10 protein-coding genes are annotated in these 14764 nt (G+C 66.7%); 9 read left to right on the forward strand and 1 reads right to left on the reverse strand.

Annotated elements, in window-relative coordinates:
- Positions 1–7: 7 nt before the first annotated feature.
- The gene (locus G6N68_RS00390) at positions 8–556 is read left to right on the forward strand and encodes a hypothetical protein (RefSeq protein ID WP_163706579.1); all 549 of its coding nucleotides are present in this window, start codon (positions 8–10) and stop codon (positions 554–556) included.
- Here G6N68_RS00390 and G6N68_RS00395 read toward each other — a convergent pair.
- Positions 489–1277 carry a TetR/AcrR family transcriptional regulator gene (locus G6N68_RS00395; protein ID WP_240355315.1) on the reverse strand — a complete coding sequence of 263 codons (789 nt, stop codon included), beginning with the start codon at positions 1275–1277 and terminating at the stop codon, positions 489–491. The two genes, G6N68_RS00390 and G6N68_RS00395, sit on opposite strands and share 68 nt — an antisense overlap.
- A gap of 77 nt (positions 1278–1354) precedes the next feature.
- On the opposite strand from G6N68_RS00395, the gene G6N68_RS00400 reads away from it, so the two are divergent.
- From G6N68_RS00400 to G6N68_RS00435, 8 genes are all read left to right on the forward strand, one after another.
- Positions 1355–2263 carry an oxygenase MpaB family protein gene (locus tag G6N68_RS00400; RefSeq protein WP_163706580.1) on the forward strand — a complete coding sequence of 303 codons (909 nt, stop codon included), beginning with the start codon at positions 1355–1357 and terminating at the stop codon, positions 2261–2263.
- Between the two features lie 114 nt (positions 2264–2377).
- Complete coding sequence (locus G6N68_RS00405) at positions 2378–3985, forward strand: PPE family protein (protein ID WP_163717957.1); 1608 nt, start codon at positions 2378–2380, stop codon at positions 3983–3985.
- Between the two features lie 21 nt (positions 3986–4006).
- Entirely contained in the window at positions 4007–4909 is a 903-nt protein-coding gene (locus G6N68_RS00410) for a class I SAM-dependent methyltransferase (RefSeq protein WP_163706582.1), read from the forward strand.
- A 455-nt stretch (positions 4910–5364) separates the two neighbouring features.
- On the forward strand, positions 5365–7227 hold the full coding sequence (gene eccA, locus G6N68_RS00415; protein WP_205351437.1) for a type VII secretion AAA-ATPase EccA: 1863 nt from the start codon (positions 5365–5367) through the stop codon (positions 7225–7227).
- Positions 7224–8843 carry a type VII secretion protein EccB gene (gene eccB / locus G6N68_RS00420; RefSeq protein WP_163706587.1) on the forward strand — a complete coding sequence of 540 codons (1620 nt, stop codon included), beginning with the start codon at positions 7224–7226 and terminating at the stop codon, positions 8841–8843. Before eccA ends, eccB begins: the two co-directional genes overlap by 4 nt.
- Positions 8840–12838, forward strand: a complete 3999-nt coding sequence (gene eccCa, locus G6N68_RS00425) for a type VII secretion protein EccCa (protein ID WP_163706589.1) — start codon at positions 8840–8842, stop codon at positions 12836–12838. Before eccB ends, eccCa begins: the two co-directional genes overlap by 4 nt.
- A 2-nt stretch (positions 12839–12840) precedes the next feature.
- Positions 12841–13149, forward strand: a complete 309-nt coding sequence (locus tag G6N68_RS00430; protein WP_163706591.1) for a PE family protein — start codon at positions 12841–12843, stop codon at positions 13147–13149.
- 3 nt (positions 13150–13152) lie between these two features.
- Positions 13153–14730, forward strand: coding sequence for a PPE family protein (locus tag G6N68_RS00435; RefSeq protein WP_163706593.1), 1578 nt, complete (start codon positions 13153–13155; stop codon positions 14728–14730).
- Positions 14731–14764: the final 34 nt, after the last annotated feature.

The raw sequence follows: 14764 nt of genomic DNA on the forward strand, positions 1-14764 counted from the left end.
GCCGGGAGTGACCCACGGCATCCTGACCGACGATCAGATCGCCGCGCTTTCCGCAGAGCAACGCCGCGACCTGATCACAAGGCTGGAACGACCGCTGAACGAACTGATTGACCCGGCGGAATTCGCGCGGCTGCGCCGCATCCGGTTGGGTTTGATCATCACCGGATCCATTGCTCTGATCCCGTGGATTGTCTATTTGGCGCTGACTTTGCCGCCGAACTATGTCGCGCACAACTGGCGTGTCACCTGGGTCGGCTTCGACATCCTGCTGGTCGGATTCATGGCGGCCACCGCCGTGCTGGGCTACTTGCGGCGCCAGCTATTGCTCCTCACGGCGTTCACCAGTGGGGTGTTGCTGATTTGCGACGCCTGGTTCGACCTGATGACCGCGGGGCCCGCCGATTTTTGGCTGTCGGTGGGGACCGCGTTGCTCATCGAGGTGCCGCTAGCGATCCTGCTGATCACCGGCGCGCAACGCATCATGCGGCTTACCCTGATGCGTCTGTGGCTTTTGCATCCCGGGATGCGGCTATGGCGACTACCTCTTCTTCCGTGAGGTCTTCCGTGAGGTCTTCCGTAAGTTCCGCCGTGAGTTTTCCCGCCAGATCGCCCGTGGCGCCGGACAACAGGCGCGCCGGTTCGGAGAGCCCGCCCACCACGGCCGCAAGCAGTTCAACAAGGTCCTCCGGTGGCAGGTGGAGATCGCCGGCCAACCATGCGCTGATCGTCTGACCGACACCGCCGACCACGAAGTGTGCCGCGGCCTTGAGTGCGTCATTTGCCGGGGCGTGCAGCGCGTCGACCGCCAGCTGTCCAGACAGCATGGCGAACAGCGCGGTCGACTCGGCTCGTTTACGCACGATGACCGGGTCGGCCAGGTGCGTGCTGAACAGGATGCGCCCGATCCGGGCGTCTTCGGCGATGATCTGCACGACCTTCGCCATGCCGGCCCGGGCCTTCTCGTGGGCGGGATATGACGCCACCGTCGCCTGGGTGCTGACGGCGAGTTTGGCGATCACCCAGTCGAATACGCCGGCAATGAATTCGTCTTTGTCCGCGAAGCTTTCGTAGAAGTAGCGGGATGCCAAGCCCGCGTCCCGACATACCGCGCGTACGGTCAGCGCGGAGATGTCTTGCTGCTCCGAACCCAAAATGTCTAGGCCGGCGGCTAGAAGCCGCCGGCGGCGATCCGCGAGTCGCTCGGCGGCCTCAACCCCTCGATAGGGCCGCGCGCTCGAACTCCCAGCCAACCCGGATGAATTAGCCATGGGGACCATCTTGACACCTGAGCAACGCCCCGACAATATCAGGAAACACACGTTCTCACAATTTGCGGGCTGCGAAAGGCTGGGTTATGACGTTGCAACCCACGGACGAAAGGCCCGTTCCGCATGTCGAGCGAGGTATCTCCGACCCGCCCCGACCGCAACGCAGCAGGCGTCGGAGCCGCCTCGCGGGCGACTATGGGTTGATGGGCGTGGCCCTGCTGGCCGGCCCAGCGAACGTCATTATGCAACTCTCGCGCCCGGCCGTCGGCTACGGGGTCAAGGACAGTCGGGTGGAGAGCGGACGAATTGACCGTCATCCCATCAAGCGGGCCCGCACCACCTTCACCTACATCGCGGTGGCCAACGCTGGGACCGACACGCAGAAGGCGGCTTTCCGTCGCGCCGTAAACCGGGCGCACGCGCAGGTCTACTCCCTGCCTGATAGCCCCGTTGCCTACAACGCGTTCGACCCGGAACTGCAGCTGTGGGTGGCGGCCTGCCTCTACAAGGGCGGCATCGACATCTACCGCACCTTCATCGGCGAAATCGATGAGGACGAGGCCGACCGTCTATACGAGGAGGGAAAGACGCTGGGCACCACGCTGCAGGTGCCGCCCCAGATGTGGCCGCCGGACCGGGCTGCGTTTGACCGGTACTGGCAGGAGTCGTTGGATAAGGCGCACATCGACGACGCCGTTCGCGAGTTCCTGTATCCGATCGCCGTGTCGCGAGTCAAAGGCGTCCGGCTTCCGCGGTGGTTGCGCGAACGGTCGGAGAGGTTCAACCTGCTGATCACCACGGGCTTTCTGCCGCAACGGTTCCGGGATGAGATGCGGCTGCCGTGGGACGAGGCCAGCCAGCGGCGCTTCGACCGGCTGATGGCACTGTTCGCAGCGGTAAACAGCGCGTTGCCACGGCCCATTCGCCAGTTCCCGTTCAACCTGATGCTGTGGGACCTGAACCGCCGAATCAGGACGGGCCGCCCGTTGGTCTAGGGTTGATATTGAAAACGATTATCACATTCAGTAACCTCCAAAGCTGGTGTTCGTGGGCGGAGGAGTGGTTCGGATGTGGTGGCGCGTCGGTAGCCTCACGGACTGGTGGCTGTGATGGCCCCGGTCTGGATGGCGTCGCCGCCTGAGGTCCACTCGGCGCTGTTGAGCAGCGGCCCAGGTCCCGGCCCGTTGTTGTCGGCGGCGGGGGCGTGGTCCGCACTCAGCGACGAGTACACCTCGGCGGCAGACGAACTGACCGCGTTGCTGGGCGCGGTGCAGGGAGGAGCCTGGGAGGGCCCCACCGCCGAACAGTATGTGGCGGCCCATGTCCCGTACCTGATGTGGTTGATGCAGGCCAGCATCACCAGTGCCCAGGCGGCGGCTCAGCACCAGGCCGCGGCCGCGGCATACACCACCGCGCTGGCGGCCATGCCTACGCTGCCCGAGCTCGCCACCAACCACGTCATCCACGGGGTGCTGGTGGCGACGAACTTCTTCGGCATCAACACCATCCCCATTGCGGTCAACGAGGCCGACTACGTGCGGATGTGGGTGCAGGCGGCCACCACGATGGCCACCTACGAAGCAGTGTCCGACGCTGCCGTCGCGGCGACGCCGCAGACCTCCGCCGCACCCCAGATCGTGCGCGCCGAGGCTGACCACGACCACGAAGAACACGAAGATGGCCACGAGGGTCATGAAGATCATGACCATGGGGACCCCACGCAGTTGGATTACCTCGTCGCAGATCTGCTGCGCGTGCTCACCAACGGGCAGATCAATTGGGACCCTTTGGAGGGCACCCTGAACGGTGTTCCCATGCACGACATCACCGACGCATCGCAACCGATTTGGTGGGTCGCGCGCTCGCTCGAATTCGGCCAGCAGTTTGAAACCTTTGTCCAGCAGCTCTTCACGAACCCTGCGGGAGCCCTCGAATACGTCGTGGAGCTCGCCGAGTTCGACTGGCCGACCCACGTGGCGCAGGCCTTGCAGGTGGTCCAGACGCCGCAGCTGCTCACCGCCGCGCTCGGCGCCGCCATCTCCAACCTGGGCGCCGTCACCGGCTTGGCCGGACTCTCCGGCTTGGCCGCCATCCAGCCCGCCGTAGTCCCGGTCGTCACGCCGCCCGTCGCCGGCGCGCCCGCGCTTTCGGTCGTCGCGGGGACCGCACCCGGCGGCGTCGGCGCGGTCGCGACCACGGTGGCCGCCCCCACGCCAACCGCTGTGACCAGCACCGTTGCCGGAGCCAGCCCAGCGCCGCCCCCGCCGGCCCCCACTCCGACGGCGGGTTTCGGTTTCCCCTTCCTGGTGGGTCCACCGGGAATCGGGTTCGGCTCGGGGATGAGCGCCAGTGCGAGCGCCAGCGCCAAGCGGAAGGCGCCGGAGCCCGACGCGGTCAGCGCAGCGGCCGCAGCGGCGGCACGCGAACAGGCCCGTCGGCGCCGACGAAAGCGCTCGACCGTCGAGGAGCACAACCACGAGTTCATGGATGTCGACGTGACCCCGGACTGGGCCATGCCACCGGACCGGGAACCCGCGCTGGCGACGGCGGCCTCGGATCAGGGTGCGCGGGAGTTCGGCTTCGCCGGCACCCTTGGTCAGGACGCGTCACGGCCGGCAAGCGGCTTGACCACGATGCGCGACAACGAGTTCGGTGGCGGTCCGGCGCTGCCGATGCTCCCAGGAAACTGGAAGCCGGAGTCCCCCGGCGACCAATAAACCCGGCGTACTGTCGGCAGGGTGCGTAGCGAAGGTGACACCTGGGACATAACGACGAGCGTCGGATCGACAGCGCTCTTCGTTGCGACGGCACGAGCGTTGGAAGCCCAGAAGCCTGATCCGCTGGCCGTGGATCCATATGCCGAGTTGTTCTGCCGGGCGGTCGGCGGTTCCTGGGCGGAGGTGCTCGACGGCACGGCGCCCGACCACGAATTGTTGAGCGAAGACTTCGGGGCCCACTTCGTCACTTTCCAGGGCGCTCGCACCAAATACTTCGACGCCTATTTCCAGCGCGCCGCCGACGCCGGCGCCCGACAAGTGGTCGTGGTGGCGGCGGGATTGGACTCGCGCGCCTACCGACTGCCGTGGCCGGACGGGACCACCGTTTTCGAACTGGACCGCCCCCAAGTTCTCGATTTCAAGCGTGAGGTCCTCGCCGCCCACCGAGTGCAACCGCGAGCCGAGCGCCGCGAGATCGCCGTCGACCTGCGCGACGACTGGTCGCAGGCCCTACGGGACAGCGGTTTCGATCCCGCTCAGCCGTCGGCGTGGATTGCCGAAGGGCTGTTGATCTATCTTCCCGCCACGGCGCAGGAGCAACTATTCACCGGGATCGACGGGCTGGCGTCGCGCGGCAGTCACGTGGCCGTCGAGGACGGCACGCCGCTACCCGCTGACGAGTTCGCCGCCAAGGTGGAGGAAGAACGTGCCGCACCCGACGGCGACCAGCGTCCGTTCTTCCAGTTGGTCTACAACGAGCAGCACGCGCCGGCCACGGACTGGTTTGGCGCGCGGGGATGGACGGCGGTCGGTACGCCACTGACGGACTACATAACGGAGGTAGGCCGGGGGCTGCCGGACCCGGGCTCCGAGCCCGCTTCCATGCTCCGTCGCATCACTCTGGTCAGCGCCGTCAAGTCCTAGTGGACGGTTGCGAGCCTATTTGGCTCATGCATATCAAATAAGTTCGGCCATCCGAAGGAACTTTTTCGGTCTCGGCGCAGACTGTTAACGGCAAACGCCATTTATGCCGCATACGGAGCATTTTTGCGGTGCCGAGGTGGCGCCAGCAACGGGACCGGGGGGTTGACCACTGCAGCCTCATCAGCACCTTGATAATGAAAACCATGTTCAATAGGCTGGTATGTCGAGTACGCTGCCTGGGTGGAGAGTCCGGATGACCAGATGGTCGCTGTCGATCCCTGTGAGCCCGTAATGCGCTGGTCAGTGGCGCAAAAGCGGCGAATTGACGGTGGATTGTCAGGGTTCGTGTGCCTCGACAAGTTAGCTTATGCAATGCTAACTTCAGGCCTAGCTTCTGGCCTAAGTCCGGGCGAGTTTGGCCAATGACCGCACGAGATTCAGGAGACATCGGGGGCGTGGAACTTAGTGATGTCGGCGTGCTTTCGGGTCAGCCGGTAGCGACACGGGTGAACGGCAAGGTAGATGCTGACGTAGTCAGCCGTTTCGCCACGTGCTGCCGGGCCCTCGGCCTGGCGGTTTACGAGCGTCAGCGACCCGCCGACTTGTCCGCCGCGCGATCGGGATTCACCGCGTTGACGCGCATCGCGCATGATCAATGCGACGCCTGGACGGGTTTGGCCGCCTCCGGCGACACCTCCGTGCGGGTGCTCGAGGCGGTCTCCCGCACGTCGGGGACGGCTGGCGTCTTGCAGCGTCACGTCGAGCTGAAGAGTGGGGCGCTCGGCTTCCTCTATGACACGGGCCTGTACCTGCGGTTCCGCGCGACCGAACCGGACGACTTCCATCTCGCGTACGCGGCGGCGCTCGCCTCGGCGGGGGGTCCGGCCGAATATGGCAAGGCCCATCAGATCGTCTCGGCCATCTCCCAGCGTCGGCCGGGCTGGCGCGAAGCCCGCTGGGTGTCGGTCGTCATCAACTACCGGGCCGAGCGCTGGTCGGATGTCGTCAAGCTACTCACGCCGATCGTCAACGACGCCAACCTGGACGAGGCCTTCTCACACGCGGCCAAGATCGCCCTGGGCACCGCCCTGGCGCGGCTGGGCATGTTCGCGCCCGCGCTGTCGTATCTCGAGGAGCCCGAAGGTCCGGTACCGGTGGCGGCCGTCGACGGTGCGCTGGCCAAGGCCCTGGTGCTGCGTGCCCACGTCGACGAGGAGTCGGCGGCCGAAGTGCTGCAGGACTTGTACGCAGCCCACCCGGAGAACGAACAGATCGAGCACGCGCTCTCGGACACCAGCTTCGGCATCGTGACCACCACCGCGGGGCGGATCGAGGCGCGCACCGACCCGTGGGATCCGGCCACGGAACCCACCGCGGAGGACTTCATCGACCCCGCCGCCCATGAACGCAAGGCGACGCTGCTGCACGAGGCCGAGCGTCAGCTCGCCGAATTCATCGGGTTGGAAGAGGTCAAGAACCAGGTCTCGCGGCTGAAGAGTTCGGTGGCCATGGAGTTGGTGCGAAAGCAGCGCGGACTCGCGGTGGCCCAACGCACCCACCACCTGATCTTCGCCGGCCCGCCCGGCACCGGTAAGACCACGATCGCGCGTGTGGTCGCCAAGATCTATTGCGGTCTGGGCCTGCTGAAGCGGGAGAACATCAGAGAGGTACACCGTGCCGACCTGATCGGCCAGCACATCGGCGAGACCGAGGCCAAGACCAACGCCATCATCGACAGCGCACTCGACGGGGTGCTGTTCCTCGACGAGGCTTACGCGCTGGTGGCGACCGGCGCCAAGAACGACTTCGGGTTGGTGGCCATCGACACGCTGCTGGCCCGAATGGAGAACGACCGCGATCGGCTGGTGGTGATCATCGCCGGCTACCGCGCCGACCTGGACAAGTTCCTTGACACCAACGAGGGTCTGCGGTCGCGGTTTACCCGAAGCATCGAGTTTCCCTCGTACACGTCACATGAACTGGTGGAGATCGCGCACAAGATGGCCGAACAGCGAGACAGCCTCTTCGAAGAGGCCGCCCTCGAAGACTTGGAGAAATTGTTCGCCAAGTTGGCGTCGTCCACGACACCTGACTCCAACGGAATCGCGCGGCGCAGCCTGGACATCGCCGGCAACGGCCGCTTTGTCCGCAACATCGTCGAACGGTCCGAAGAAGAACGTGAGTTCCGGCTGGACCACTCCGAGCATGCGGGAACCGGCGAGTTCACCGATGAGGAGCTGATGACGATCACGGCCCAGGACGTCGCAAGATCGGTAGACCCGCTGCTGCGCGGCCTTGGTTTGTCGGTGTCGGCATGAGCGACTACCAAGAGGAAGAGCGCCGTTCGTTCACCTCCCGGACCCCGGTAAACCAGAATCCCGACCAGGTCGAGTACCGACGCGGTTTCGTCACCCGCCACCAGGTCACCGGTTGGCGGTTCGTGATGCGCCGCATCGCCTCGGGTATTGCGCTGCACGACACCAGGATGCTGGTCGACCCGTTGCGCACCCAGTCCCGGGCGGTGTTGATGGGCGTGCTGATCCTGATCACCGGGCTGGCGGGCTGCTTCGTCTTTTCGCTGATCCGGCCCAACGGGCAGGTCGGAAGCAACACCGTGCTGGCCGACCGGTCCACCGCCGCGCTGTATGTGCGCGTCGGCGACCGGCTGCACCCGGTGCTCAACCTGACCTCGGCCCGGCTCATCGCCGGCAAGCCGGTCAACCCGACGACGGTGAAAAGCGCTGAGCTGGACAAGTTTCCGCGGGGCAGCTTGATCGGCATCCCGGGCGCGCCGGAGCGGATGGTGCAAAACGCCACCCACGACGCCGAGTGGACGGTGTGCGACCCCGTCAGCGGAGCGGGCGGGCGCGCGGTGCACAGCACGGGCTTGACGGTTATTGCCGGCAAGCCGGACAGTGAGGGCGCCCGGGCCGGCGCGTTACCCCCCGGACATGCGGTCCTGGTCGACGCCTCGTTCCTGGGTGGAAACAGCACGTGGTTGCTGTGGGACGGCAAGCGCAGCCGGATCGACCTGGCCGACCACGCGGTCACCGGCGCCCTGGGTCTGGGTGCCGACGTACCCGCCCCACGGCCGATCGCTGCCGGATTGTTCAACGCGATCCCCGAATCGCCGGCGCTTACCCCGCCGGTGATCCCGAACGCCGGCAGCCCGGCAAGCTTCCCGGTGCCGGCGCCGATCGGCGGGGTCGTGACGGCGTACTCGCTCGACCACAACCCGTCCGCCGACACGGCACACTCCTTGTACTACGCGGTATTGCCGGACGGCCTGCAGCCCATCTCGCCGGTGCTGGCCGCGGTCCTGCGCAACACCAATTCCTATGGCCTGCATCAGCCGCCGCGGCTGGGCGCCGACGAGATCGCCCGGCTACCCGTCTCCCGGTTGCTGGACACCACGCGGTACCCCGCGCAGCCGGTCACCCTCGTCGATGCGGGCCGCGATCCCGTCACGTGTGCCCATTGGAGCAAGCCGGCGGGCGCGGCCACCAGTTCGCTGAGCCTGTTGTCCGGTTCGGCGCTGCCGGTGCCCGAGTCGATCCACGCCGTGGACTTGGTCGGCGGCGGCAACAACGGCACGGCCTCCCGGGTCGCGCTGGAGCCGGGCACCGGCTACTTTGCCCAGACCGTGGGCGGCGGCCCGTCCGCACCGCCCACCGGATCACTGTTCTGGGTGTCCGACACCGGTGTGCGGTACGGCATCGACACGGAGGCAGATCGAACGGTGGCCGGCGGAAACGGCAAAACCATTGAAGCCCTTGGTCTTCAGGGTCCGCCGGTAGCGATCCCGTGGTCAATTCTGTCCTTGTTCGCGTCCGGCCCGACCCTGTCGCGCGCCGACGCATTGTTAGCTCACGACGGCCTGCCGCCCGACAGCAAGCCCGGTCGTCCGGTATCGGCTGAGGGAGCGCCGCGATGAGCAGATTGGTCTTCGAAGCGCGGCGCCGACTGGCGCCGCCCGCCGTCCGCAAGGGCACCATCACGATTGAGGCACCGCCGGAATTGCCCAGGGTGATTCCGCCGTCGTTGCTGCGACGGGCGCTGCCCTACCTGATCGGGATCCTCATCGTCGGCATGATCGTTGCGTTGGTCGCGACCGGGATGCGGGTGATCTCGCCGCAGACGCTGTTCTTCCCGTTCGTGTTGCTGCTGGCGGCGACGGCCCTCTACCGCGGCAACGACAACAAGATGCGCACCGAGGAAGTCGACGCCGAACGGGCCGACTACCTGCGCTACCTCGCGGTCGTTCGGGACAACGTCCGCGCCGCCGCCGCCGAGCAGCGGGTGGCCGCGCAGTGGTCCCACCCCGAACCGACCGCCCTGGCCGCCGTGCCGGGCTCGCGTCGACAGTGGGAGCGCGACCCGCACGACCCCGACTTCTTGGTGCTGCGGGCCGGCCGGCACGACGCACCCTTGATCACCCCGCTGCGGGTCAACGACACGGCCGACGAGATCGACCTGGAACCGGTGTCGCACAGCGCATTACGCAGCCTGCTCGACACCCAGCGCACCGTCCGGGACGTGCCGACCGGGATCGATGTGACCAAGCTGGCCCGGATCACTCTCTTAGGCGAACGGGACGAAGTACGGGCCGCGTTGCGCGCCTGGATCGCCCAGGCGGTGACCTGGCACGACCCCACGGTGCTGGGCGTGGCGCTGGCCAGCCGTGATCTGGAGAGCCCGGACTGGTCGTGGCTGAAGTGGTTGCCCCACATCGACGTTCCCGGCCAGGTCGACGGGGTCGGGCCGGCGCGCTACCTGTCCACCGACACCGACGAGCTGATCGAGCTGCTGGGCTCGGCGCTGGTTGATCGACCGGCGTTTACCGGACAGCCCGCAGATACCTTGCGGCACTTGCTGATCATCGTCGACGACCCCAATTACGACCTGCAGGTGTCCCCGCTGGCCGTGGGGCGGGCGGGTGTCACCGTCATACACCTGTCAGCTACCGAACCGCACCGGGAACAGTATTCGGACCCGGAGAAACCGATCCTGCGCATCGGCAACGGGGCCATCGAACGGTGGCAGACCGGCGGCTGGCAGCCCTTCATCGACGCTGCCGACCAATTCGGCGCCGACGAAGCGGCGCACCTCGCTCGCCGACTGTCACGTTGGGATTCCAACCCCACGCACACCGGACTGCGCTCGGCAGCGACCCGCGGCGCGAGTTTCACCACCCTGCTGGGAATCCCGGACGCGTCCCGACTGGATGTGCCCGCGTTGTGGGCGCCGAGGCGGCGTGATGACGAATTGCGCGTCCCGATCGGTGTCACCGCCACTGGTGAGCCCTTGATGTTCGACCTCAAGGACGAAGCCGAGGGCGGGATGGGGCCGCACGGCCTGATGATCGGTATGACCGGTTCCGGCAAGTCGCAGACGTTGATGTCGATTCTGTTGTCGCTGTTGACCACTCACTCGGCCGACCGGTTGATCGTCATCTACGCCGACTTCAAGGGTGAGGCGGGCGCCGACAGCTTCCGCAACTTCCCGCAGGTCGTCGCGGTCATCTCCAACATGGCCGAAAAGAAGTCGTTGGCCGACCGCTTCGCCGACACGTTGCGTGGTGAGGTGGCCCGGCGCGAGATCCTGCTGCGCGAGGCCGGTCGCCAGATTCAGGGCAGTGCGTTCAACTCGGTGCTGGAGTACGAGAACGCCCGCGAGGCCGGACACGATTTGCCGCCGATCCCAACGCTGTTCGTGGTTGCCGACGAGTTCACCTTGATGCTGGCCGACCATCCCGAGTACGCCGAGCTGTTCGACTACGTGGCGCGCAAGGGCCGTTCGTTCCGCATCCATATCTTGTTCGCGTCCCAGACCCTCGACGTCGGCAAGATCAAGGACATCGACAAGAACACCTCCTACCGGATCGGGTTGAAGGTGGCCAGCCCCAGCGTTTCTCGCCAGATCATCGGTGTCGAAGACGCGTACCACATCGAATCGGGCAAGGAGCACAAGGGCATCGGCTTCCTGGTGCCCGCTCCGGGCGCCACGCCGATCAAGTTCCGCAGCACCTACGTGGACGGTATCTACGAACCGCCGCAGGTCGCGAAAGCCCTTGTCGTGCCATCTATTCCAGAACCGAAGCTGTTCACCGCGGGTGCAGTGGAACCGGACCCGGGCACCGTGATCGCCGAGGCCGACGAAGAGGAACTGACCGGACCGCCGAAGAAGTTGATCGCGACCATCGGCGAGCAGTTGGCCCGCTTCGGTCCGCAGGCGCCGCAGCTGTGGCTGCCGCCGCTGGACGAACCAATCCCGCTGAGCAACGTGCTCGCGCGCGCCGGTGTGCCGCAACGCCAGTGGCGCTGGCCGCTCGGTGAGATCGACAAGCCGTTCGAGATGCGCCGCGACCCGCTGGTGTTCGACGCGACATCGTCGGCCGGCAACATGGTGATCCACGGTGGGCCCAAGTCCGGCAAATCGACGGCGCTGCAGACGTTCATCCTCTCGGCCGCGAATCTGCACTCGCCGCGCGACGTCACGTTCTACTGCCTGGACTATGGCGGGGGCCAACTGCGCGCGCTCGAGCACCTCGCGCACGTCGGCAGCGTCGCATCGGCGCTGGAACCCGAGCGCATCCGGCGCACCTTCGGCGAGCTGGAACAGCTGCTGCTGTCGCGGCAGCAGCGCGAGGTGTTCCGCGACCGGCCGGGCAACGGCTCTTCGAACGGGCACGCCAACGGCAACACGCCTGATGACGGTTACGGCGAGGTGTTCCTGGTCATCGACAACCTGTATGCCTTCGGCCGCGACAACACCGATCAGTTCAACACCCGTAACCCGTTGCTGGCCAAGGTAACCGAACTGGTCAACGTGGGCCTGGCCTACGGCATCCACGTGATCATCACGACGCCGAGCTGGTTGGAGCTGCCGCTGGCGATGCGCGACGGGCTTGGGCTGCGCCTCGAGCTGCGGTTGCACGATGCGCGGGACAGCAACGTCCGGGTGGTCGGTGCGTTGCGCCGGCCGGCCGATGCCGTCCCGGCAGACCAGCCGGGCCGCGGCCTGACCATGGCGGCCGAACACTTCCTGTTCGCGCAACCCGAACTGGACCAGATTCCCGCGATCAACGCCCGCTACCCGGGCGTGACGGCTCCCCGGGTGCGGTTGCTGCCCACCAACCTCGCACCTGAGGCCATCGGTCCGCTCTATCGCGGTCCCGACCAGGTCGTGATCGGGCAGCGCGAAGAAGACCTGGCACCGGTGGTGCTCGACTTCGCCGAGAACCCATTGCTGATGGTGTTCGGCGACAGCAAGTCTGGAAAGACGACCCTGCTGCGCCATCTCATCCGCACCATCCGAGAAAACTCCACCTCCGATCAGGTGGCGTTCACGGTGCTGGACCGTCGGTTGCACCTGGTCGACGAGCCGCTGTTCCCCGACAACGAGTACACGGCCAACATCGACCGGGTCATCCCCGCGATGCTGGGTCTGGCCAACCTGATCGAGTCACGGCGCCCACCGGCGGGCCTGTCCCCGGCCGAGCTGTCTAAGTGGAGCTATGACGGCCACACCCACTACCTGATCATCGACGATGTCGACCAGATTCCGGATTCGGCGGCGATGACGGGTCCGTACGTGGGCCAGCGACCCTGGACTCCGCTGCTCGGAATCCTCTCGCAAGCAGCCGATTTGGGGCTGCGGGTGATCGTCACGGCTCGGGCGTCTGGATCGGCGCACGGACTGATGACCAGCCCGCTGCTGCGCCGGTTCAACGACTTGCAGGCGACCACCTTGATGCTCGCGGGCAACCCGGCCGACGGTGGCAAGATCCGCGGCCAGCGCTTCAGCCGGCTCCCCGCCGGACGCGCAATCCTGTTGGACGACAGCGACGGTCCTACCTACGTGCAATTGGTCAACCCGCTGGTCGGGGAGGCCGCAATATCCGGTGATACGCAACAGAAGGGAAGTTAATCATGACGTTGCGAGTGGTTCCCGAGGGATTGGCCGCCGCCAGTGCCGCGGTTGAGGCGCTGACGGCGCGGCTGGCGGCAGCGCAGGCAGCCGCGGCCCCGTTGATCACCGCGGTCGTCCCGCCGGCGGCCGATCCGGTGTCGTTGCAGACCGCCGCCGGGTTCAGCGCTCAGGGCGCGGAGCACGCCGCGGTTGCGGCGCAAGGCGTCGAGGAGCTGGGCCGCGCTGGTGTCGGCGTGGGCGAGGCGGGCGCAAGTTACCTCGCCGGTGATGCAGCGGCCGCCGCGACGTATGGGATTTCGGGCGGCTGATTGATGAGTTCGCCCATCTGGATGGCTTCGCCGCCGGAGGTGCATTCGGCGTTGCTGAGCAGTGGGCCAGGCCCGGGGTCGCTGATGGCGGCCGCTGGCGCCTGGAACTCGCTCAGCGCCGAATACGCCGCGACGGCAGCCGAACTCAGTGGGCTCCTGGGGGGAGTTCAAGCGGGGGCGTGGCAGGGGCCGAGCGCTGAACAATATGCGTCAGCGCACCTGCCGTACGTGGCGTGGCTCATGCAGGCCAGCGCCGACGCGGCCGCAGTGGCCGCGCAACACGAGGTTGCCGCAGCGGCCTACACCACGGCTCTGGCGGCGATGCCCACCATGGCCGAGCTCGCCGCCAACCACATCATCCACGGCGTGCTGGTTGCGACAAATTTCTTTGGTATCAACACGATTCCGATCGCGCTGAACGAAGCCGACTATGTGCGGATGTGGGTGCAGGCGGCCACGACCATGGGCGTGTATCAGGTGCTTTCGGGCACCGCCCTGGCCTCGGCGCCGCGCAGCATGGCCGCCCCGACCATCGTCACCCCCGGCGGCGAGGCCGCAGCGGCGGCGGCCGATTCGGCCCAAACCGCCGCCGTCGCACCGGCCGCCGATTCGGGTGCGCAACTCGACTTCCTCAACCCCATCGTGGCCGCGCTCGAGTCGTACGTGAAGACGTTGCCCAACGGTGACGCCATCTGGTACTTCCTCACCCATCCTGTCGAGCAGATCCAGCAGATGCTGATCGACTTCAGCACGAATCCGTCGGCGGCCCTCGTTTCCTGGGGTCCGTTGCTTTTGTCGTTGGCGTATCAGGCGTTTTGGCAGCCGGTTGGCTGGGGTTTCTGGATCACGCTGGGTACGTCGCCCGCGTGGGCGCCGCCGCTGCTGGCCGTCGGACTGGGGTCGTTGGGTTTCCTAGGTCTGATCAATCTCAATTTCGATTTCCCGCCCCTGGACACCGTTCCCGGCGGGGCGCAGCCGCAGCAGCAACTTCCTGCCGCCGCCCTCACCACGACCGTCGGGACGCCCACCAGCGCACCAGCCCCGACTACGCCGGCGGGCGCGCCGGCCAGCACCGCCGCCGCGACACCGGCTCCGGCGGCGACGAGTCTTGTCTACGCGGTCGCCGCTCCGGGCGAATGGGGACCAGCCCTCGGGCCGACCGTGGGTGGTCGCACCGGAGTCAAGGCGCCGGCGGCCACCATCCCGGCGGTTGGGGCGGCGGCGAAGAGTCGCGCCTCGGCGCGGGCCAAGCGGCGTCGCAAGTCCGAACTGCACGACCACAGCGATGAATTCCTCGACATGAACTCCGATTTCGACGTCACGCCGGAGTACGACACGCAAGCCTCCGAGCAAGGGGCGGGAACGCTCGGATTTGCCGGCACCAGGCACAAGGAGCGGGTGCTGCAGGCCGCGGGTTTGACGGCGCTGGCCGGTGACGAGTTCGGCGGCGGTCCGCGCATGCCCATGATGCCCGGGACCTGGGACGATCCCTCAGCAGGGGTGGAGGGGCCCGGAGCAGAGCCCAGAGCAGGGGACGAAGGGCAGAAAGGGGGAAACGGTTTACCGCATCACAGTGACTGAGCAAGACCGAAATCGAAAGCGTGAGAAGGGAAAA

Source organism: Mycobacterium bourgelatii (assembly GCF_010723575.1).
GTDB lineage: Bacteria > Actinomycetota > Actinomycetes > Mycobacteriales > Mycobacteriaceae > Mycobacterium > Mycobacterium bourgelatii.